19 protein-coding genes and 2 tRNA genes are annotated in these 21,595 nt (G+C 53.3%); all 21 read left to right on the forward strand.

The annotated features are described in order from the left end of the window. Positions 1-267, forward strand: a 267-nt coding sequence (locus HZB31_10055) for a dihydroorotate dehydrogenase electron transfer subunit (GenBank protein MBI5848271.1), incomplete at its 5' end; no start/stop codon positions are given. Further along, positions 261-1,181, forward strand: a complete 921-nt coding sequence (locus tag HZB31_10060) for a dihydroorotate dehydrogenase (protein MBI5848272.1) — start codon at positions 261-263, stop codon at positions 1,179-1,181. The genes HZB31_10055 and HZB31_10060, both read left to right, overlap by 7 nt. Beyond that, positions 1,171-1,977 (forward strand): SAM-dependent chlorinase/fluorinase, encoded by an 807-nt coding sequence (locus tag HZB31_10065; GenBank protein ID MBI5848273.1) that lies wholly within the window; start codon positions 1,171-1,173, stop codon positions 1,975-1,977. Before HZB31_10060 ends, HZB31_10065 begins: the two co-directional genes overlap by 11 nt. A gap of 76 nt (positions 1,978-2,053) precedes the next feature. Then, a complete protein-coding gene (locus HZB31_10070) occupies positions 2,054-2,533 on the forward strand; it encodes an Rrf2 family transcriptional regulator (GenBank protein ID MBI5848274.1) in 480 nt (159 codons plus the stop codon). Further along, positions 2,530-2,781 carry a sulfurtransferase TusA family protein gene (locus HZB31_10075; GenBank protein MBI5848275.1) on the forward strand — a complete coding sequence of 84 codons (252 nt, stop codon included), beginning with the start codon at positions 2,530-2,532 and terminating at the stop codon, positions 2,779-2,781. Before HZB31_10070 ends, HZB31_10075 begins: the two co-directional genes overlap by 4 nt. 2 nt (positions 2,782-2,783) lie before the next feature. Then, positions 2,784-3,983 carry a cysteine desulfurase gene (locus HZB31_10080; protein MBI5848276.1) on the forward strand — a complete coding sequence of 400 codons (1,200 nt, stop codon included), beginning with the start codon at positions 2,784-2,786 and terminating at the stop codon, positions 3,981-3,983. Continuing rightward, the gene (nifU, locus tag HZB31_10085) at positions 3,965-4,336 is read left to right on the forward strand and encodes a Fe-S cluster assembly scaffold protein NifU (GenBank protein ID MBI5848277.1); all 372 of its coding nucleotides are present in this window, start codon (positions 3,965-3,967) and stop codon (positions 4,334-4,336) included. Before HZB31_10080 ends, nifU begins: the two co-directional genes overlap by 19 nt. 74 nt (positions 4,337-4,410) lie before the next feature. Then, positions 4,411-4,503: transfer RNA gene (locus HZB31_10090), tRNA-Ser, on the forward strand. 52 nt (positions 4,504-4,555) lie between these two features. Further along, complete coding sequence (locus HZB31_10095) at positions 4,556-5,092, forward strand: DUF2155 domain-containing protein (protein MBI5848278.1); 537 nt, start codon at positions 4,556-4,558, stop codon at positions 5,090-5,092. 18 nt (positions 5,093-5,110) lie between these two features. Continuing rightward, a tRNA-Arg gene (locus tag HZB31_10100) sits at positions 5,111-5,187 on the forward strand. 106 nt (positions 5,188-5,293) lie between these two features. After that, a complete protein-coding gene (locus HZB31_10105; GenBank protein ID MBI5848279.1) occupies positions 5,294-5,749 on the forward strand; it encodes a nucleoside deaminase in 456 nt (151 codons plus the stop codon). A 43-nt stretch (positions 5,750-5,792) separates the two neighbouring features. Continuing rightward, the gene (locus HZB31_10110; protein MBI5848280.1) at positions 5,793-7,508 is read left to right on the forward strand and encodes a sigma-54-dependent transcriptional regulator; all 1,716 of its coding nucleotides are present in this window, start codon (positions 5,793-5,795) and stop codon (positions 7,506-7,508) included. A gap of 178 nt (positions 7,509-7,686) precedes the next feature. Next, the gene (locus HZB31_10115; GenBank protein MBI5848281.1) at positions 7,687-10,596 is read left to right on the forward strand and encodes a PAS domain S-box protein; all 2,910 of its coding nucleotides are present in this window, start codon (positions 7,687-7,689) and stop codon (positions 10,594-10,596) included. Between the two features lie 290 nt (positions 10,597-10,886). Continuing rightward, the gene (gene prpB, locus HZB31_10120) at positions 10,887-11,777 is read left to right on the forward strand and encodes a methylisocitrate lyase (protein MBI5848282.1); all 891 of its coding nucleotides are present in this window, start codon (positions 10,887-10,889) and stop codon (positions 11,775-11,777) included. Then, complete coding sequence (gene prpC / locus HZB31_10125) at positions 11,774-12,934, forward strand: 2-methylcitrate synthase (protein ID MBI5848283.1); 1,161 nt, start codon at positions 11,774-11,776, stop codon at positions 12,932-12,934. The genes prpB and prpC overlap by 4 nt, the downstream gene beginning before the upstream one ends. Before the next feature lie 103 nt (positions 12,935-13,037). Further along, entirely contained in the window at positions 13,038-14,489 is a 1,452-nt protein-coding gene (locus HZB31_10130; protein ID MBI5848284.1) for a bifunctional 2-methylcitrate dehydratase/aconitate hydratase, read from the forward strand. A gap of 33 nt (positions 14,490-14,522) precedes the next feature. Then, positions 14,523-17,231 (forward strand): aconitate hydratase AcnA, encoded by a 2,709-nt coding sequence (gene acnA, locus HZB31_10135; protein ID MBI5848285.1) that lies wholly within the window; start codon positions 14,523-14,525, stop codon positions 17,229-17,231. A 74-nt stretch (positions 17,232-17,305) separates the two neighbouring features. Beyond that, positions 17,306-17,980, forward strand: a complete 675-nt coding sequence (locus tag HZB31_10140) for a succinate dehydrogenase cytochrome b subunit (GenBank protein MBI5848286.1) — start codon at positions 17,306-17,308, stop codon at positions 17,978-17,980. 8 nt (positions 17,981-17,988) lie between these two features. Beyond that, positions 17,989-19,902 (forward strand): fumarate reductase/succinate dehydrogenase flavoprotein subunit, encoded by a 1,914-nt coding sequence (locus tag HZB31_10145; protein ID MBI5848287.1) that lies wholly within the window; start codon positions 17,989-17,991, stop codon positions 19,900-19,902. Further along, positions 19,902-20,657 carry a succinate dehydrogenase/fumarate reductase iron-sulfur subunit gene (locus HZB31_10150; GenBank protein MBI5848288.1) on the forward strand — a complete coding sequence of 252 codons (756 nt, stop codon included), beginning with the start codon at positions 19,902-19,904 and terminating at the stop codon, positions 20,655-20,657. Before HZB31_10145 ends, HZB31_10150 begins: the two co-directional genes overlap by 1 nt. Further along, positions 20,654-21,586 (forward strand): malate dehydrogenase, encoded by a 933-nt coding sequence (gene mdh, locus HZB31_10155; protein MBI5848289.1) that lies wholly within the window; start codon positions 20,654-20,656, stop codon positions 21,584-21,586. Before HZB31_10150 ends, mdh begins: the two co-directional genes overlap by 4 nt. Positions 21,587-21,595: the final 9 nt, after the last annotated feature.

Here is a 21,595-nt window from a genome sequence, read left to right on the forward strand (position 1 = left end):
ACTGCTGCTGATACTCTTTCTGTTTTTTTGTCCAATCCCCAGTCTCCAACCCCCAATTACCGTATTTATGCCTGCGGCCCCAATCTGCTGCTTAAGGCTATCGCAGAGATGGCCGGGGAATTCAGGATACCGGCGTACATCTCTATGGAGGAGCATATGGCCTGCGGCATCGGCGCCTGCCTCGGCTGTGTTGTAAAAACCCGTGACGGCTACACAAGAGTCTGCAAGGAGGGACCGGTGTTTGAGGGCAGGGAGATAATCTGGTGACGCCGGACCTCAGCGTCAGAATAGGCAGCCTTGAACTGAAAAATCCGGTCATGACAGCATCAGGCACCTTTGGATATGGCGAAGAATATGCTGAATTCCTTGATCTGGGAAGTCTGGGCGCTGTGGTCGTAAAAGGTCTTTCGCTTCTGCCAAAAGAAGGCAACCCGCCGCCGCGCATTGTCGAAACGGCCTCGGGCATGCTCAATGCCATCGGGCTTCAGAATATTGGCATTCAGCGCTTCATTGAGGAGAAGGTCCCCTTTCTCAGAACCTATGACACAAAGGTAATCGTCAATTTTTTTGGAGACTCGATCGATGAATATGTCGCTGCCGCAGAAAGGCTGAGCTCGGTGGAGGGCATCCATGCGCTTGAGATGAACATCTCCTGCCCCAACAAGCAGGCCGGATGGTGTATATTCGGCACTGACCCCAAGGTGACGACCCAGGTTGTCGGTGCCGTGAGGAAGGCGACGAAACTCCCGCTTATTGTGAAACTTTCCCCGAATGTGACCGATATATCGCTCATGGCCAGGGCCGCGGTGGATGCGGGCGCGGATGCCCTTTCCGTGATCAATACCCTGACCGGTATGGCAATCGATATCAGGACGCGAAGGCCGAAGCTTGCCAACAGAACCGGCGGCCTTTCAGGACCTGCGATCAAGCCGGTTGCAATCCGCATGGTATACGAGGTCTTTAAGGCGGTTACGGTCCCTGTCATCGGGATGGGAGGGATTATGCATGCTGAAGACGCGATCGAGTTCATCCTGGCAGGAGCTGCCGCTGTGGCGGTCGGCACCGCAAATTTTGTGAACCCAACGGCAACAATTGAGATCCTTGATGGTATAATGGCGTATATGAAGGACGAGAAGATGGGGGATATTAACCTTTTAAGAGGAGCTGCGCATGCAACCTAATTCAGTCATAACGCTCACGACGGACTTCGGACTCAACGACCCCTATGTAGGTGTCATGAAGGGGGCCATACTCAGCATCAACCCCGCAGCAAATGTCATTGACCTCAGCCATGGAATTGCCTCTCATGATATCAGGGAGGCGACTTTTACGATCGGCATGAACTATAAGTTTTTCCCTGAACGGACTGCCCATGTGGTTGTGGTAGATCCCGGTGTGGGCTCGCGGAGGCGGCCTCTCCTTGTGGTTACCGAACGGCAATATTTTATCGGTCCGGATAACGGGGTATTCTCATACATTTATAAGAAGGAAGCGAGAACGCTTCAGGTGTTCCATGTCACCGCAGACCACTATTTCCTTAAATCCACGAGTTCTACCTTCCAGGGGAGGGATGTTTTCGCCCCAGTTGCAGCGTGGCTTACCGGCGGCAAGAACGTTCAGAATTTCGGCGAAGTCGTCACCGATTATTATGCTATAGATCTTCAGATGCCGACGGTCGGCAGGGATGTGATAAAAGGCGAAATTATCCATATTGACAAGTTCGGCAATGCCACGACAAACATCAGCCAGACAGAGATCGACTCCCTTGTCAGTCAGCGCCCTGGGACATCGCTGAAAGTATTGCTCTCGGGAAAAGAGGTCCCCATGAAGATGTATTATGGCGAGGCCCTGGATAAGGAGCTTCATTCCGTGATCAACAGTTCTGAATATATCGAATTTTTTGTGAATCGGGGCTGTGCTGCTGCGCTTTTCAATATCTCGATCGGCAATCCGGTTGAGATACAGCTTATTCCGTAATCTCCTCTTTGTTTGCCACCGTGTGGTGCTTCTGAAGAATACTTGACAGATTTACTAAACTTTTATAAGGTAAATCATGCTCAGGTTATCCACAAAGGGACAGTATGGCGTCCGCGCGATGTATGAGATTGCAAAGGCCGGCAGTATTGGGCCGGTCACGATAAAGCAGATCTCCGAACGGCAGGACGTTTCAGTCTCATATCTCGAGCAGATACTCAATACACTCCGTAAATCAGGGATTATCCAGAGTGTGAAGGGGCCGGGCGGCGGCTATGTCCTTTCCCGGGAGCCGGAGAAGATCAGCATCGCCGAGATCCTCAGGGAACTGGAAGGGCCGGTAGCGATCACCTCCTGCCTTGATCCTGCCGAGGGCTGCATCCGCATTGACAGTTGCGTAACACACCTTCTCTGGAAATCGCTCGGCGAGAATATCGAGAGGTTTCTTGACAGCATGTCTCTTGACGATCTGCTTGCGGGTAATCAGCTCATGACGATACCGAAGAGGCCCAGGAAAGTCAGGCAGGGACACGCATCAGGGCGGCCCGGCAGAGCATGAAATTTGTCCAGGACGTAAAGCCTGATGTAACTACAGACATTGTTTATATGATGTGCCCCATGCATCTTCTGAAACTCGAGGAGCAGATGAAGGAACTGGAGCCGGGCCAGATACTTGAGATCATGACTGACTATGACGGCGCGCTTGAAGATATCCCTGCGTGGTGCGACAAAACAGGTAATGAATTTTTGGGAATTGACGAGACACCGGATTTCTTTAAATTTTATATAAGGAAGGGCACGAGGTGATCATGAAGAAATACTATGTTGACCATGTTGCGACAAACCCCCTTCACCCTGATGTACTTACGGCGATGATGCCGTATTTCACGGAAGAGTTTGGCAACCCCCTCAGCGTCTATGCGTATGGTATGAAGGCCAAGGAGGCGATCGAGTCGGCCCGCGGACAGGTCGCCGCACTGGTGAATGCAAAGCCTGCTGAAATTATTTTTACGGCCAGCGGTGCCGAGGCGAACAACTTTGCCCTGCGGGGCATTGCCCTTGCGCGGCAGAACGAGGGCAAGCATATTTTGGTATCGAGGATGGAGCATCATTCTATTCTCAATGCTGCGCGGTTCCTCGAAAAGAGCGGCTTTACCGTAACGTATCTGCCGGTGGACAAACAGGGTTTTGTTGATCCTGAAACCGTGAAGAAGATGATAACCAAAGAGACCACCCTGATTTCAGTCACGCATGCGAGCAGCGAAGTCGGCACGATCGAGCCGATAAAGGAGATTGTGAAGATCGCGAAAGATCAGAATATCTCTGTCCATACCGACGCAGTCGCCACAACCGGCAATATACCGGTTGATATGCCTGATCTTGGCGTTGACCTGCTGAGCATGGCTGCTCATCAGTTTTATGGACCAAAAGGCGCTGCAGCGCTCGTGGTGAAACAGGGGACGCGCATCGTTCCGCTGATCTACGGCGGCATACAGGAGTCAGGCAGGCGTGCAGGCACCGAAAATGTACCGGCGATTGTCGGTATGGGAAAAGCTGCCGAGCTTGCAAAGGCGGAACTGCAGGGCAGGATGGACTATCTCAGACCTCTCCGTGACAAGATCATTGATGTCATGGCGAATGTCGAGAGGGTCTACCTGACCGGCGACAGGAACAACAGGCTTCCGGCGCATGCGAGCTTCTGCGCGGAATATATTGAGGGGGAGGCAATGCTCCTGCTACTGGCCGCAAAAGGCATCTTTTCGGCAAGCGGGTCTGCCTGCTCTTCAAAGGCGTTAAAGGCATCGCCGGTCTTGCTCTCGATGGGCATACCGTCCGGTCTTGCTCAGGGTTCGATTGTGTTCAGTCTGGGCATGGGTAATACCCCTGAAGATATCGACTATGTTGCAGCGGAGTTCCCTGCAGTTATCAAACGGCTCAGAGAAATCTCTCCCTATTCCCAGGGGTGGGGAGATAACCAGGAAGGTGGATCATGTACAGTGACAAAGTAATGGATCATTTCACCAATCCCCGCAACGTAGGGGACATGGAAGATGCGGATGGTGTCGGCACAGAGGGAAATCCCACGTGCGGGGATGCCATGAAGATCTACATCAAAGTACAGGATGACCGCATCGTTGATGCGAAGTTCAAGACCTTTGGCTGCGGCGCAGCCATTGCCGTCAGCAGCATGGTGACCGCGATGGTGAAGGGCAAGACGCTTGATGAAGCGCTTGCCATATCCAAAGAGGCTGTTGCCAATGAACTTGGCGGACTTCCTCCTCAGAAGATGCACTGTTCCAACCTTGGCGCGGATGCACTGAAGAAGGCGATTGAGGATTACCGCTCAAAGAAGAAACCGTAGTGCATCGTTTTCCATTTTTTCGCTGCAGGCATTCTTTACAAAAGGCGAAGTGAACTGGTAAAATCCGTTGTTTGGGAGAGGTGGCCGAGTCGGTCGAAGGCAACCGCCTGCTAAGCGGTTGAATGGGTAACACCGTTCCCAGGGTTCGAATCCCTGCCTCTCCGCCATTTTTGGTTTGGAGAAAAAATTTATTTTATTTTTTTTAAGGAGGAGTCGTACATGAAAAAGCAGATTTTAGTGGCGGTATGTGGCGTCGCACTTGTATTAAGTTTTGGTGCGTGCAAAAAGAAAGAAGATAAGCCTCAGGTTCCTCAGGCCGGCGCACCAGGACAGCAGCTTCCTGCCGGTCATCAGCAGCCGGGAGCTCCCGGAGGAGAGCAGGTTACCATGCCTAAGGGTCAGACGACTGTTTCTCTCCCGGATGCCGTTAAGGGCAAGTGGAAAGCAGTTGTTGTCGTAGTTGAGGAGAAGGCCAGCAAGAAGAAGTCTGAGTACACGATTAATGTTAATAGTGACTTCAAAATACCGGGCTCAAACATCAAGCTTGCAGTCGGCGAGTTTATCCCTGATTTCAAGATGGACGGTCTTACCATCACGTCTCTCTCGAATGAGCCGAATAATCCGGCTGTCGGTCTGAAGGTAATGGAAGATGAAAAGGAAGTATTCAAGGGATGGCTGTATTCAAAGTTCCCTGCAATCCATCCGTTTGAACACCCCAAGTATGCGGTTCTGCTGAAAAGCGGCGTCAAGAAATAAGCAGTCGTTACAGGACGTGCGCCCTTAGCTCAGCTGGATAGAGCGTCAGACTACGAATCTGTAGGCCGGGGGTTCGAATCCCTCAGGGCGCGCCAGTTGAAATCCTAAGGGATTCAGAGTTGCATAGGAGCTGCAGGCAGGAAACATTGCCTTCAGCTCCTATTTTTTTATCTCTGGTCAAGCTCGTGTTATTATTACCCGATGCAGCGCGAAGAAGATATCATATATATGAGAATCGCCCTGGAAGAGGCTGTTTTTGCATTTGACAAGGGAGAGGTCCCGGTCGGTGCACTGGTCGTGCGCGGCGGGGATATCATTGGCAGTGCCCACAATCTCAGAGAAGAGACCAAAGACCCCTCGGCGCATGCAGAAATACTTGCGTTGCGCGCTGCAACCCGTGTATCAGACTCCTGGCGTCTTCTTGATGCCACCCTTTATGTCACAAAAGAGCCCTGTATCATGTGTGCAGGTGCGATTATAAATTCCCGAATCTCCCGTCTTGTGTACGGCTGCAGGGACAGCAAGGCCGGCGGCGTCGACAGTGTGTATCACCTTTTGACTGATGATCGTCTCAACCACCAGGTCGAGGTTGTTTCAGGCGTCCTTGATAACGAGGCCGCTGCATTGCTTCAGAGATTCTTCAGGGAACGAAGGTAGTTATCTTCAGTGCATTCTCTCGTGATACAATAAGCAACAATCCATGGAAGAACTGCCAAAAAGCGAAATAGAGACCATCCTTGATTCCACCTATGACGGCATGATAGCGGTGGGTCATGACGGTGTGGTTACGCTGTTCAATAAGGCCGCCGAGAGGACCACCGGGCTGAGCGCAAAGGAGATCATCGGCAGGCCTGCGGTTGAGGTGATACCCAATACCCGCCTTCATATCGTGCTTGCCGGTGGGAAACCGGAGATCGGGCAGGAGCAGAATCTCGGCAATGCAGTGATTATCACCAACAGGGTTCCCGTGCGGGATGCGGAAGGCAGGGTGAGGGGAGCCGTTGCCGTCTTCCGTGACATTACGGAAATAAAGAGACTTTCAAGCACGGTAAGCGATCTCTGGAATGTGCGCAGCCTGCTGGAGGCCGTGCTTGACTCAACATCCGACGCCATTTCCGTTGCTGACGGGCTGGGCAATAATATTATCGTCAACCCTGCGTACACGCGCATAACCGGGCTTCCGCCCGAGGCGGTCATCGGCAAGCATGCCACGGTCGATATTGCCGAGGGAGAAAGCATGCATATGAAAGTCCTCAAAACGGGAAAGCCTGTGAAAAATGTGCATATGAAGGTCGGCCCTGCCAAAAAAGAAGTTATCGTCAATGTTGCTCCGGTCTATATTGATGGAGAGATGCGGGGCAGTGTCGGCGTTATACGGGATATTTCCGAGGTTATCGCCCTTACTGAAGAGCTTGCCCACGCAAAAAAACTTATCCGACAGCTCAAGGCGCGCTACACCTGGGATGATATAATCGGCATGAGCCCGGCCATAGAACTGGCAAAGGAGCAGGCGAAAAGGGCGGCCGAGACGCCGGCAACCGTGCTTTTGCGGGGAGAAAGCGGTACAGGCAAGGAACTCTTTGCTCACGCAATTCATAATGCAAGCAGCAGGAAGAAGGGACAGTTTGTCCGGATCAACTGTGCGGCCCTGTCCGAGAATCTGCTCGAAAGTGAACTCTTCGGCTACGAAGAAGGCGCATTTACCGGCGCCATAAAGGGCGGCAGGAGAGGCCTGTTCGAGGAGGCAAGCAGGGGGACGATATTTCTCGATGAGATTGGCGAGATAAGCCTTTCGCTCCAGAAGAAACTCTTGCGTGTCCTTCAGGAAAAAGAGGTGACAAGGGTCGGCAGTGCAGTTCCCCTGCCGATTGACCTGCGGGTTATTGCAGCAACGAATGCCGATCTCGAGCGGAACGTAAGAGACGGCAGTTTCCGCGAAGACCTTTATTACCGTCTGAACGTTCTTCCCATACAGATCCCTCCCCTGAGGAATATCATAACGGATATCCCGTTTTTGGCAGGGCATATTATTTTCAAGCTTAACCAGAACTATGGCAGAGAAGTGCTGAAGATCTCTGATGAGGCCATGGAAGTCCTTCTCCATTACAACTGGCCGGGCAATGTGCGGGAGCTCGAAAACGTTATCGGCAGGGCGATGATCAATATGAGGCTCAACGAGAAAGTGATCGAGACCGAGCATCTTCCCCTGCTGGGCTGCGAAAAAATCAACCAGGCCTTCTTTACCGCAGAGCAGGGCGGCTTGCGGACCCTCGATCAGGCTGTCTCCGAAGCAGAAAGAACTGCCATCGTGAGGGCCCTTTCCCAGGCCGGAGGTAATCGTCAAAAGGCTGCCGGACTGCTCGATACTGCCCTCAGAAATCTCTATTATAAAATAAAAAAATACCGGATCAGCTAGTCTCCGGGATACGGCATCATTTCCTGCTGTCGGATATTCCTGCTGCGTTGCACGCAACGCATCGTCTTTTCCTCCCGGCCCGGTTCAGCGGTACAAGCCTTCAGAAAAGATGTATATTGACGTTGCCGCTCAAACGTGCTATCTGTAAAGAAGAATATGCGTTTAAGGATGATGGATTATGAAACCTGTGCGTATTACGGTCTCCTTTGCGATAGCTGCCATACTCTGCCTGCCGGTCTATATTCTTTTTGTTTTTTCACCTGCTGTTACACGACTTATTGAAAAGAACGCACGGGAGGAGGCTCTCAGCGTTGCTACCCACCTTACCGGCATGTTGCTGCGCGATAATGTCGTGCCGGGCCGCGATTTGCTCCCGGCCGATTTCTCCGCTGAAGTTGAAACAGTGCGAAAAGATTTCCGGATCATTATGGTCAAGGTCTATTCATCTGCGGGTGAGGTGATCTATTCATCTGATCCTTCCTTTCTCGGACAGGTTAACCGTGAGGACTATTTCAGAAATACGGTAGCCAACGGCAAGGTCTATAGCAGCATTGTAAGACAGAAAACAAAGACGCTTGAAGGCCAGACTGCTGATATTGATGTGGCAGAGACCTATGTGCCTCTTATGAATGCAGGAGTCTTTAGCGGTGCATTCGAAATATATTATGACGTCTCAGACAGGATCAATAATCTTAACGGAGTCATGTCGCATGCCTATGCTATCCTCTTTGCCGTAGTGACCCTGCTGCTTGCAGTAGCAGGGTCTGCCCTTAACAGGGCGGTCAAGAGCATGAAGGAGCGGGATATGGCGAGGAAGGAGTGGGAAAATACCTTCGATGCGGTTACAGACCCCATTATGATACTCGATCGGGAGTTCCGTATGCTTCGGGTCAACAGGGCGATGGGACAACTGCTGGACGTTGCGCCGGAGAAGGCCGTGGGAATGACCTGTTACCGTCATATCCATTGCACAGAGGAGCCGCTTGCCGACTGTCCTCACCGTAAGCTGCTGCAGGACCGCAAGGTCCACACGGAAGAGGTCTATGAAGCCCGCACGGACACTCATCATGCGGTCACCGTCTTTCCCATTTTCGATGAGAACGGTGATCTTGCTGCCTCAGTGCATTATGCGAAAGACATTACCATGAGCAAGAAAGCGGAACAGGAACTGCTCAATGCTGAGGCCAAATACCGGATTGTTGCGGATAATGCGTACGCCTGGGAGTTCTGGATGGCCCCGGATGGCAGGTACATTTATACATCTCCCTCCTGCATGAGAATAACCGGATACCAGCCGGATGAATTTACCTCTGATTCGGGACTGTTGCTGCGGATCATACACCCCGAAGACCAGGAGCGCGTTGCGGCACATCAGGCAACGGCCCAGAATCAGGCAACGGCGGACGAGATCCAGTTCCGCATTGTATGCCGTGACGGAACCATACGCTGGATGTCCCACGTCTGTCAGCCGATATACGATGAGCAGGGTAAGCACCTCGGGGTAAGAGGAAGCAATTACGATATTTCGGGGCGTAAAGAAACAGAGGCCGCACTACGGGAGAGCGAGAAGCTGTTGCGCACTATCGTTGAGTCAGAACCTGAGTGTGTGACTCTTCTGTCAAGGGAAGGGGCGATTATAATGATGAATCCTGCCGGACTTGCCATGCTGGATGCCGAATCCCTCGACGCTGTCAGGGGACATAACATCTCCGCGCTGGTCAATCCTGAATACCGCGAACCATTCAGAGGATTACTAGGGGATGTCTTTCTTGGCAGAAGCGGCAAGCTGGAATTTGAGGTTACCGGGTTCAAGGGGAGACAGTGCTGGTTCGATACCCATGCAGTGCCGCTTCGCAACGACAGAGATGAAATTATTGCACTGCTCGGCATAACACGGGATATTACAGAGCGTAAGCGCAGTGAAGAGGCGACTGAGCGTCAGCTGAAGTTTGTTACGGCACTGACTGATATCGGGATGGCGATCAGCTCCAGTCTGGATATGAGAGTCACTCTCAATATACTGCTTGACCGTCTGACCTCACAATTGGGAGTCGACGCTGCAGATGTGATGCTGCTCGATCAGGACACCCTCTATCTCAGCTGCGCAGCCGCTCTGGGGTTCGAAACATCTGCCATCCGGAAGATCAGCCTCCGGATTGGCATGGGCCATGCCGGGCGGGCAGCAATGGAGCGGCGAACGCTTATCATTACCGATCTAGGCGACACCCTTACCCACTCACTCAGGGGGGAGGGGTTCATTTCCTACATTGCGGTCCCTCTGATTTCGCAGGGCAAGATCAAGGGTGTGCTTGAAATTTTTCAGCGACAGCACTTTGAGCCTAGTGATGAATGGCTTGGCTATCTTGAACTTATCTCAGCCCATGCCTCTATTGCTATTGACAATGCGTCCATGTTCGACAGTCTTCAGCGCTCGAACATGGAACTGACGCTCTCTTATGATGCGACGCTGGAAGGGTGGGGCCGCACCCTTGAGTTCAGAGATGAGGACACTATGGGACATACGGCACGGGTTGCAGGCATGACCGTTCGTTTTGCACGGAAAATGGGCCTTGAAGAACGGGAGATCGTGCATGTCAGGAGGGGTGCTCTTCTCCATGATATCGGCAAAATCGGCATTTCAGACAACATTCTGCTGAAGCCGGGTCGTTTGAGCGATGGTGAGCGCGAGATTATGCAGCGTCATCCCGATTATGCATATCGTCTTCTGTCGCCGATTCCATTTCTTCGTCCTTCACTGGATATTCCTTACTGTCACCATGAGAAGTGGGACGGCACCGGATACCCAAGGGGCCTGAAAGGCGAGGAGATTCCTCTTTCTGCGCGCATCTTCTCCGTTGTGGATGTCTGGGACGCCCTTCTTTCTGCACGCTCCTATCGTGAGGCATGGCCGCTTGAGAAGGTTAAGGAGTATATTCGGTCCCGTTCCGGCTCAGAGTTCGACCCTGCCGTAGTGGACTGCTTCATGAAAATTCTGGATGAACAGGGACCTGATGAAATAACTAATCAGATAGATGAAGGCAATATATTGCATGCAATTAATTGCAATTATGATAATTATTGCATCTGAAGGTCAAGGAGATATGTTGATAGTAGTTTAAATTAGTCAAGTAATTTGAGTGGTTACTCATATAATTTAATCCTATTGTTTAAGTTTGCATATCTGGAACACGTCTTGCAAAGAGGTTTGCAATCAAAATCATTCAAAGCATATAATCAAATACGGTATGCTGAATCTGGCTGGCAGATAGGCCACGAAAATGCATGTACTGCCGGCATGCAGCTATCAGGTCTTCGTGTTTCAGACTCATCTGCCCGCAGCAGCGGGAACTCAGACAACGCAGGTTGAGGAGGCATCACATGGCATATCCGCTCTCACAGGGTGCCCGGTTTCGGGCAGCAGTAAAGGAAGAACGTCCGCTCCAGGTTGTTGGTGCGATCAACGCCTACGCAGCCCGTATGGCAGAGCGTTCCGGTTTTAAGGCGCTCTATCTTTCCGGCGGCGGCGTAGCTGCAAGTTCTCTTGGTGTTCCGGATCTCGGCATCAGCACCATGGACGATGTACTTACTGATCTCCGCCGCATAACTGATATCTCCGAGCTTCCTGTGCTGGTGGATATCGATACCGGCTGGGGCGGGGCATTCAATATCGCGCGGACTGTCCGCTCCATGATTACGTTTGGCGCTGCTGCCGTGCATATCGAGGACCAGGTTCAGGCCAAGCGCTGCGGCCATCGGCCAGGCAAGGCAATCGTCAGCAGGGAAGAGATGGTGGACCGCATTAAAGCAGCAGTTGATGCAAAGACTGATCCTGATTTTGTGATCATGGCGAGAACTGATGCGCTTGCGGTCGAAGGCCTTCAATCAGCGATCGACCGGGCCTGTGCCTGTGTGGAGGCCGGAGCGGATATGATATTCCCCGAGGCCATGACGGAACTGGCGATGTATAAGGAGTTCGCCGCGGCAGTGAAGGTCCCTGTCCTTGCGAATATCACCGAGTTCGGTTCAACAGAGCTTTACACGGTTGACGAACTCCGGCAGGCCGATGTTGCCCTGGTGCTCTATCCGCTTTCGGCATTCAGGGCGATGAGCAGGGCAGCACTTGCTGTGTATAACTCGATCCGCAAAGACGGAACGCAGAAGAGCACGCTGCCGATGATGCAGACACGTGCAGAACTATATGATTTTCTTGATTACCATGCTTTTGAGCAGAAGCTCGACACTATATTTTCCCGGGAGGAGACGAAATGAGCGCAGCGGAGGCAATTGAAACTGCAGCACCAAGGGTGAAGAAATCGGTCGCACTCTCAGGCGTATGCGCAGGCAATACCGCTGTCTGCACCGTAGGCCGGACCGGCAATGACCTGCATTACCGCGGGTATGACATCGTGGAGCTCGCGATGCATTCTACTTTCGAGGAAGTTTCTTTTCTCCTTGTGCATGGCGAATTGCCGACGGTGTCAGAACTAAAGGACTACAAGAAGAAACTCAGGAGCATGCGCGGTCTGCCTGCAGAACTAAAGACAGTGCTGGAACATATTCCTGCTGCTGCACATCCGATGGATGTGCTCAGGACAGGCTGTTCAGTGATCGGCACGGTCCTGCCCGAAAAAGAGGACCGCAATATTCAGGGTGCACGTGACATTATCGACCGGCTGGTTGCTTCTTTCGGGTCGATGCTTCTTTACTGGTGGCATTACAGTCAGAACGGCCGCCGCATCGAGGTAGAGACCGACGATGATACGGTCGCTGGTCATTTCCTGCATCTGCTGCACGGCAGGAAGCCGTCACCGCTTCAGGAGAAGGCCCTTGACCAGTCGCTCATCCTGTATGCCGAGCATGAATATACTGCCTCCACCTTTGCAGCCCGTGTCATCACCGGAACGCTATCGGACGTGCATTCTGCAATTACCGGGGCTATCGGCGCGCTTCGCGGGCCGAAGCACGGCGGTGCGAATGAGGCGGCCATAGAGATCCAGCGGCGCTATCGCACCCCCGACGAAGCTGAAGACGATATCAGGGTGCGCGTTGCGAACAAGGAGATCATTATCGGTTTCGGTCATCCGGTCTATACGGTCGGCGATCCGAGGAATCCGATCATTAAGGAGATTGCACGCAGACTCTGTAAGGACGGGGACAATATGAACCTGCATGCTGTTGCTGACCGTATTGAAACGGTCATGAAAAGGGAAAAGAACATGTTCCCGAACCTCGACTGGTATTCAGCGGTCTCATACCATATGATGGGAGTCCCTATTCCGATGTTCACCCCGATCTTCGTGATATCGAGGACAACGGGGTGGGGCGCTCATGTCATTGAGCAGCGTCTGGACAACAAGATCATCAGGCCGTCTGCCAACTACATCGGGATGGAGGACCGCACGTATCTGCCGATCGAAAAAAGATAAGAATACTGCTAAGCAGGGCTGAGGCTGAATATGTCTGCGTACTTCTGCCTGCAGGGAACTGATTCGTATTAAATAAATCAAGGAAAGATAACGAGGTATAACGATGAGCTCACAACTGTCAAATGTCCGCCCTGAGCCTGACAAGGTTCTGGTTGATATTGCGGAGTACGTATGCAGCTATGAAATTACGTCTGATGAGGCGTTTGAGACCGCGCGCTACTGCCTGATCGATACGCTCGGCTGCGGCCTGGAGGCATTAGGGTATCCCGCATGCACGAAACTGCTCGGCCCGATCGTTCCCGGCACTGTTGTGCCGGACGGAGCACGCGTCCCCGGCACACAGTTTCAGCTCGATCCTGTCCAGGCGGCATTCAATATTGGCGCTATGGTCCGCTGGCTCGACTTTAACGATACCTGGCTTGCTGCTGAATGGGGCCATCCTTCAGACAACCTCGGAGGAATACTTGCCGTAGCCGATTACCTGTCACGTAAGGCTGTCAGCCAGGGGAAGAAACCGCTTACGATGCGCGACGTTTTGTCTGCCATGATCAAGGCCCATGAGATCCAGGGCGTGATCGCCCTAGAAAATGCCTTTAACCGCGTTGGCCTTGACCATGTGGTACTGGTGAAGGTGGCATCTGCTGCAGTCTGCACCAGGCTTATGGGCGGCACTAGGGACGAGGTCATCGACGCCGTGTCGCAGGCGTTTGTGGATGGCCAGTCATTGAGAACATACCGACATGCTCCCAATACCGGTTCACGCAAGTCCTGGGCTGCAGGGGACGCAACCAGCAGGGCAGTACGTCTTGCCCTCTTTACGATGAAGGGCGAAATGGGCATTCCCGGGGTGCTGACCGCCAAGGGTTGGGGCTTCTATGACGCGCTTTTCAGGGGAAGTGCGTTCAGGTTTCAGCGTCCCTACGGCTCCTATGTTATGGAGCAGATACTCTTTAAGATATCCTTCCCTGCAGAATTCCATTCCCAGACCGCGGTGGAGTGTGCGATGGCACTGCATGCAACGCTGAAGGCATCGGGCAGGACTGTTGACGATATTGCCAAAATCACGATCCGCACCCATGAGGCTGCGGTGCGCATCATTGATAAAAAAGGTCCGCTCAATAATCCTGCAGACCGCGATCATTGCATACAGTATATGGTTGCAGTGCCTTTGATTTTCGGCCGGCTTACCGCATCGGACTACGAGGAGAGCATTGCAGTAGATCCCCGCATTGATGCACTTCGCGACAAGATTATATGCGTAGAGGACCCCCAGTTTACGAAGGACTATCACGATCCGGAGAAACGCTCTATCGCCAACGGTATTACGGTAGAACTGCGTAATGGCACCGTGCTCCCGGAGATGGTCATCGAATATCCGATCGGCCACCGCCGCCGCCGTACAGAAGGGATGCCGGTTCTGGTCGATAAGTTCAGGACCAACCTTACCCGTCGTTTCCCGGCAAAACAGCAGATGGCGATACTCGATGTATCTCTCGACCAGGCAAGGCTTGAGGAGATGCCGGTCAATGAATATGTCGATATGTTTGTCATATGATGTCCCGCCGGTGTTTTGCTGAAGCCCTGAAGGCTGATGCATAACCTTTTCGGTACGCTCAGGCAGTTCGATCCCGGCAATGGCAGGGTAGGGAGATACTTTTCCCTGCCCGCTCTTGCGGAAGCAGGCTTTAACAACGTTTGCCGTCTTCCTGTCTCGCTCCGTATCCTTCTTGAATCTCTGCTCAGAAACTACGACAATAAAAAAATAACAGAAGCTCATGTCAGGCAGCTTGCCGGATGGAAGCCCGATTCAGTCCGAACAGAGGAGATCCCGTTTGCCGTTGCCCGGATCCTATTGCAGGACTTCACCGGAGTGCCTCTTCTTTGTGATATGGCTGCAATGCGTGGTGTTGCCCTGCGGCAGGGAAAAGACCCTGGCATTATAGAGCCTCTTGTCCCTGTTGATCTTGTGGTGGACCATTCGGTACAGGTGGACTACTACGGCGGGACGTCTGCGCTACAGAAGAACATGGTGCTGGAGTTTGAGCGCAACAAAGAGCGCTATCAGTTTCTGAAATGGGGCATGAATGCCTTTAAGACCTTCAGGGTGGTCCCTCCCGGTATTGGCATTGTGCATCAGGTGAATCTCGAATATCTGGCGCGCGGACTTCATCAGAAGGACGGGCTGTATTATCCTGATACCCTTGTCGGCACTGACAGCCACACTACCATGATCAACAGCATAGGCGTCGTTGGCTGGGGTGTTGGCGGCATAGAGGCAGAGGCAGGTATGTTAGGCCAGCCGGTCTCTTTCCTTACGCCGGATGTTGCGGGTGTTCATCTCAGAGGCAGACTGCAGGAAGGCGTGACCGCAACGGATCTCGCACTGAGCATAACGGAGCTGCTGCGCCGGGAAAAGGTGGTAGGCAAATTCGTTGAGTTTTTCGGTGAGGGAGCCTCAGCCCTTGCACTCCCTGACCGGGCGACTGTGGCCAACATGGCTCCTGAATACGGTGCGACAATCGGCTTTTTCCCGATAGATGGCGTGACGGTCGATTTCTTCAGGTGCAGCGGCCGCACGGACGAGGAAGTATCTGCGATCGAATCATATTTCAGGGCGCAGGAACTGTTCGGGATGCCGAAGCCCGGGGAGATTGATTACTCAAGGGTGATCGACGTCGATCTTTCCGCGATTAGACCTTCTGTGGCAGGGCCGCGGCGGCCTCAGGACCGCATCGATCTTTCGGCCCTCGGAACCCGGTTTACGGAACTTTTCAGCCGGCCGGTCGAGGAAAACGGTTTTGCAAAAAAAAGCGCTGACCTGTCCCGGCGTTTCAGAACTGAGGACGGCAGCGAAATAGGCTCCGGTGATGTTATTATCGCAGCGATCACGTCCTGCACAAACACCTCTAATCCGGCAGTACTGCTTGCTGCAGGCCTGCTTGCAAAGAAAGCGGTCGAAAAGGGTCTCGTCATCGGCAAGCATGTAAAGACCTCTCTTGCACCAGGGTCCCGGATCGTTACCGACTATCTCAGGAGGGCAGGACTTCTGTCGTATCTCGAAGCATTGGGTTTCGCTGTTGCAGCATACGGCTGCACCACCTGCATTGGCAATGCAGGCCCTCTGGATGAGAGCGTTGAGGAGGCCATTGTAGCCAACGACCTTGTCTGTGCCGCAGTGCTGTCAGGCAACCGGAATTTCGAGGCCCGCATCCATGCCAACCTGCGTGCCAATTTTCTGATGAGTCCGCCGCTTGTCGTGGCCTTTGCCATTGCCGGTACGGTAATCAAGGACCTGGTTAACGAGCCTCTCGGTATTGGGAGCGACGGATCTGCCGTCTATCTGAGGGACCTCTGGCCCGGCAATGAAGAAGTTGCTGCAGTGATGAAGTATGCCACAGACCCCGATGCATTTCGACGCCTGTATGCTGACTTTACGAAGGACCATGATTTATGGAACAATGTATCGTCTGTTACTGACGAGGTCTATGACTGGCCGTCATCGACGTACATTGCAGAGCCGCCGTTCTTTGAGGATTTTACGATGCATACCGGCCGTATACCGGACATCAGGGCTGCACGGGCATTGGGCATCTTCGGAGATTCTGTCACGACCGATCATATCAGTCCTGCAGGCGCGATTCGGGCCGATTCTCCTGCGGGCAGATACCTTATCGAAAGGGGCGTTGAGAAGGCTGACTTTCAGAGCTACGGCACCCGGAGGGGCAACCACGAGGTGATGCTGCGCGGGACGTTTGCCAATGTGAGGATAAAGAACCTGATGCTGCCGCTCAGGGAAGACGGCAGTCCACAGGAAGGGGGCTATACGCTGTATCAGCCCTCAGGAGAACTGATGTCTATCTATGACGCCGCAATGAAATATGCTGCTCAGGGCACTCCGGCCATTGTGTTTGGAGGCGAGGAATATGGAACAGGTTCCTCGAGAGACTGGGCCGCCAAGGGTACTCAACTCCTTGGCATTAAGGCAGTTATTGCGAAGAGCTTTGAACGCATTCACCGCTCGAACCTCGTAGGCATGGGTATACTGCCGCTTCAGTTCGAAGGTGATTTTTCCGTCAAGTCCCTCGGCATCAGGGGCGATGAGGAGTTCGATATTGCAGGGCTGGAAGCTATCAGGCCGCAGCAGAAGATTTCGCTTGTTGTGCGTCGCAAAGACGGCAGCAGGCAGGAAGCAAGTCTGCTCTGCCGAATAGATACGCCCATAGAGGCAGATTACTTCAGGCACGGCGGGATACTTCCCTGCGTGCTGAGGGAGATTTTATCAGATCATACTGTATGATCCGTTAAGGTCCTGATAAGCAGGTCTTTGCGGTAAAGACCCTTCATAGAGTATAGGAAGAGAGTGGGAAGAAGATGAGGTTTCTGAGCAACCCGACTGGCAGAAAGATTGTGATGTCCCTTACCGGACTGATGATGATATTTTTTGCCGTAATCCATCTGCTGGGTAATATTTCGTTTTATAAGGGCCCTCAGGGCATCAACGCCTATGCAAACGTCCTGCAGGGTCTCGGCCCGCTGCTCTGGACCTCCCGGTTCGCCATGCTGACGGCCATCTTCCTGCATGGATTTTTCGGCATCCGTCTTACGCTTGAAAACAGAAGGGCAAAGTCACCGAAATACGCTGTCAATAATAACCTCAGCACGACCTTTGCAGGCAGAAGCATGATATGGACCGGGCTGCTCATAGCTTTTTATCTCGGTTATCACCTTCTTCATTTCACGCTGCAGATAATCTTCCCCGAGACTTCAGCCGCCCGGAACCCCGATGCCCTGGGCAGGCCGGATGTTTACCTGATGATGATACAGAGTTTTCATAAGCCGGCGATTGTCTTTATCTATTTTTCCGGCCTGGCTGCTCTGTCACTGCATCTCAGCCATGGCATACAGAGCATGGTTCAGACAGTGGGACTGAACAGTGAAAAGACCGTACCTTTGATGATGAAGGTTGCCGCAGTTGTTGCTGCAATCGTCTTTCTCGCCTACATATCCATCCCTGCGGGCATCATCGCCAATGCGGTGGGGAAATAGGAGTAACGATGATCCTTAACGGAAATAGCCCTTCGGGGCCGCTGGCGCAGATGTGGGACAGACGCAGGCAGGAGCTGAAGCTCGTGAATCCTGCCAACAAACGCAAATATAAGATCATTGTCGTCGGACTGGGGCTTGCGGGCGCCTCTGCCGCAGCTACCCTCGGTGAACTCGGCTATCAGGTTGAGGCGTTTTGCTTTCAGGACAGCCCCAGAAGAGGGCACAGCATTGCGGCCCAGGGTGGTATCAACGCGGCCAAGAACTATCCCAGTGACGGCGACAGCATATTCCGCCTTTTCCATGACACGATAAAAGGTGGAGACTTCAGGGCGCGTGAGTCAAACGTATACCGGCTTGCTACGCTCAGCAACCTTATCATTGACCAGTGCGTGGCGCAGGGTGTTCCCTTTGCCCGGGACTATGCAGGTTATCTTGACAACCGGTCCTTTGGTGGAGCACAGGTATCGAGGACCTTCTATGCAAGGGGGCAGACAGGACAGCAGCTCCTGCTTGGCGCATATGGCGCACTTTCCCGCCAGATACATGCCGGTACCGTCAGACTTTTTCCCAGATCTGAGATGCTCGACCTTGTGGTTGTCAACGGACAGGCCAGGGGCATAATAGTGAGGGACCTGGTCACCGGCATGGTCAACAGTTTCGCTGCTGATGCCGTATGCCTCTGCACTGGGGGTTACACAAACGTATTTAACCTCTCGACCAATGCCATGGGCTCCAACGTAACCGCGACCTTCCGCGCCTACATGAAGGGGGCCTATTTTGCGAATCCCTGCTACACGCAGATACATCCGACCTGCATACCGGTTACCGGAGAGCATCAGTCAAAACTGACGCTCATGTCCGAGTCGCTCCGCAACGACGGACGGGTCTGGGTGCCGAAGACCGGAGGGGACAAAAGAGCTCCGCGGGACATACCGGAGGGAGAGAGGGATTATTTCCTCGAAAGAAAATACCCCAGTTTCGGCAATCTTGCGCCGCGGGACATAGCCTCCCGCGCAGCGAAGGAAGTCTGCGATGAAGGCAGGGGAGTGGGGCCGGGGGGAAGAGGCGTATACCTTGATTTCGCCGATTCTATTGCACGGCTCGGGAAAGAGAAAATAGCAGAGCGATACGGCAACCTCTTTGAGATGTATCAGAAGATCACGGCAGAAAATGCGTATGACAGACCGATGCGCATCTATCCCGCGCCTCACTATGCCATGGGCGGACTCTGGGTGGACTATAACCTCCAGAGCAGCATCCCCGGACTCTTTGTCCTTGGAGAGGCCAACTTCTCGGACCATGGCGCAAACCGCCTTGGAGCCAGCGCTCTGATGCAGGGGCTTGCGGACGGGTATTTCATCATCTCCCATACCATCGCTGACCACCTTGCGCGCACAGAGCCCGGCAAGGTCAGGCCGGAGCACGAGGAGTTCAAAAGAGCGGAGGAAGGGGTCAATAGCCGCACAAAAAAACTGCTCTCGATCAAAGGGGGAAAGACGGCAAGCGATTTCCACCGGCAGCTTGGCAGTATCATGTGGGAGCATGTCGGTATGGCAAGAACCAGAGAGAGCCTTGGCATCGCCCTAGGTCGGATACCCGAGCTCAGAGCGGAGTTTTGGGAGAACGTGGCAATACCCGGCAGCGGGGCTCAACTGAACCAGGAACTCGAAAAAGCGGGGCGTGTTGCTGACTTCCTCGAGTTTGCGGAACTGATGGCCCTTGATGCGCTTCAGCGTGAAGAGTCCTGTGGCGGCCATTTTCGGGTTGAGCATCAGATGCCTGACGGAGAAGCCAGGCGCGACGACGAAAACTTCTGCTACGTGGCGGCGTGGCAGTTCAGGGGAAGAGACGGCAGCCCCGAGCTTCACAAGGAGCCGCTCATCTTTGAGAATATACCGCTTGCAACAAGGAGCTACAAGTAATGGACCTTATCTTATATATCTGGAGGCAAAACGGTCCTGAGGATATGGGCAGGCTGGAGCAGCATCGGGCGTTACATATAAGCCCTGACATGTCATTCCTTGAGATGCTCGATCAGGTAAACGAAGCCCTCATCAAAGAAGGCAGAGAACCGGTTGCTTTTGACCATGACTGCAGGGAAGGCATCTGCGGCATGTGTTCGCAGGTGATTAACGGCATTCCCCACGGCCCCCAGAAAAAAACGACGGTCTGCCAGCTCCATATGCGCAACTTCAAAGATGGCGATACTATCTATATTGAACCCTGGAAGGCGCGTGCCTTCCCGGTGATCAGAGACCTGATCGTCGACCGGAGCAGTCTTGACCGAATCGTCCAGTCGGGTGGATATGTCTCAGTGCATACCGGCGGTGTGCCTGACGCAAACGCAATCCTGATACCAAAGGAAGACGCAGACAGCGCCATGGACGCCTCAGAATGCATCGGCTGCGGCGCCTGTGTGGCTGCCTGCCCCAATGGCTCGGCCATGCTCTTTACCGCTGCAAAGGTATCTCACCTTGCGGCGCTGCCGCAGGGAAGAGTTGAGGCTGCGCGCCGGGTATGTGCCATGACTGAGGCCATGCTTCGTGAGGGGTTCGGAAACTGCAGCAACCATTATGCGTGCGAGGCGGCATGTCCCAAGGGGATCAAGGTGAAGTTCATTGCAAAACTAAACAGGGAGTACATAAAAGCTCAATTCAATACAGGGAGAAATACATGAAAAAAAAGGTGACTGTCATAGGTGCAGGCAACGTTGGTGCTTCACTGTCGCAGATGATCGTGCAGCAGGGCGGCGCTGACGTTGTGCTCTTCGATATTGCAGAGGGGGTTCCGCAGGGCAAGGCACTCGACCTTGCTGAGGCCTGTCCTCTGTGGGGTTCTTCGTCCCGCATTACCGGCACAAACGACTATGCAGAGACGGCTGGATCAGATGTAATTGTGGTAACAGCCGGTTTTCCGAGAAAGCCTGGCATGAGCAGAGACGACCTTCTTTCAGCAAATGCAGCGGTGGTCTCCGGCGTTGTCGGCCATACCGCAACGTTGTCTCCCGATGCGGTCATCATTATCGTAACCAACCCCATGGATGTCATGACTCAGTTGAGCCTGAAGGTCTCAGGCTTCGACCCCCGCAGGGTGATCGGGATGGGAGGCATCCTGGATTCAGCGAGGTTCAGGACCTTTGTGGCCTGGGAAATGGGGGCGTCGCCTCAGGATGTTGAAGCCCTTGTGCTGGGGGGCCACGGGGATCTGATGGTCCCGATGCCGCGCTTCACCACGGTTAAAGGCGTGCCTGTCACAACGCTTCTTGGCGGGGAGAGGATTAACGCACTTATTGAGAGGACAAAAAGCGGCGGCGCTGAGGTGGTCTCTCTCTTAAAGACCGGGAGCGCCTATTATGCGCCGGCTGCGGCAACCCACCAGATGGTTATGTCTGTTATCCTTGACGAAAAAAGAATGCTCCCCTGCGCAGCCTATCTGAACGGACAATACGGTACGCAGGGGGTTTATACCGGAGTGCCGGTTTTGCTGGGAGCCGACGGAGTGGAGAAGATTATTGAGCTGCCGCTGAACGATCAGGAAAGAGCAGATTTCGATCGTTCTGTGGAGGCTGTCAGGCAGCTTACGGATAAACTGAAACTGACAACATAATTGCCACAA

Source organism: Nitrospirota bacterium (assembly GCA_016235245.1).
GTDB lineage: Bacteria > Nitrospirota > Thermodesulfovibrionia > Thermodesulfovibrionales > UBA6898 > UBA6898.

Coding starts and splice junctions, on each gene's coding strand:
- mdh (MBI5848289.1), top strand. CDS start 20,654: ATGAAAAAAAAGGTGACTGTCATAGGTGCAGGCAACGTTGGTGCTTCA.
- HZB31_10075 (MBI5848275.1), top strand. CDS start 2,530: ATGAAATTTGTCCAGGACGTAAAGCCTGATGTAACTACAGACATTGTT.
- HZB31_10095 (MBI5848278.1), top strand. CDS start 4,556: ATGAAAAAGCAGATTTTAGTGGCGGTATGTGGCGTCGCACTTGTATTA.
- HZB31_10140 (MBI5848286.1), top strand. CDS start 17,306: ATGAGGTTTCTGAGCAACCCGACTGGCAGAAAGATTGTGATGTCCCTT.
- HZB31_10080 (MBI5848276.1), top strand. CDS start 2,784: ATGAAGAAATACTATGTTGACCATGTTGCGACAAACCCCCTTCACCCT.
- HZB31_10110 (MBI5848280.1), top strand. CDS start 5,793: ATGGAAGAACTGCCAAAAAGCGAAATAGAGACCATCCTTGATTCCACC.
- prpB (MBI5848282.1), top strand. CDS start 10,887: ATGGCATATCCGCTCTCACAGGGTGCCCGGTTTCGGGCAGCAGTAAAG.
- HZB31_10065 (MBI5848273.1), top strand. CDS start 1,171: ATGCAACCTAATTCAGTCATAACGCTCACGACGGACTTCGGACTCAAC.
- HZB31_10070 (MBI5848274.1), top strand. CDS start 2,054: ATGCTCAGGTTATCCACAAAGGGACAGTATGGCGTCCGCGCGATGTAT.
- HZB31_10130 (MBI5848284.1), top strand. CDS start 13,038: ATGAGCTCACAACTGTCAAATGTCCGCCCTGAGCCTGACAAGGTTCTG.
- HZB31_10150 (MBI5848288.1), top strand. CDS start 19,902: ATGGACCTTATCTTATATATCTGGAGGCAAAACGGTCCTGAGGATATG.
- prpC (MBI5848283.1), top strand. CDS start 11,774: ATGAGCGCAGCGGAGGCAATTGAAACTGCAGCACCAAGGGTGAAGAAA.
- HZB31_10145 (MBI5848287.1), top strand. CDS start 17,989: ATGATCCTTAACGGAAATAGCCCTTCGGGGCCGCTGGCGCAGATGTGG.
- HZB31_10115 (MBI5848281.1), top strand. CDS start 7,687: ATGAAACCTGTGCGTATTACGGTCTCCTTTGCGATAGCTGCCATACTC.
- nifU (MBI5848277.1), top strand. CDS start 3,965: ATGTACAGTGACAAAGTAATGGATCATTTCACCAATCCCCGCAACGTA.
- HZB31_10105 (MBI5848279.1), top strand. CDS start 5,294: ATGCAGCGCGAAGAAGATATCATATATATGAGAATCGCCCTGGAAGAG.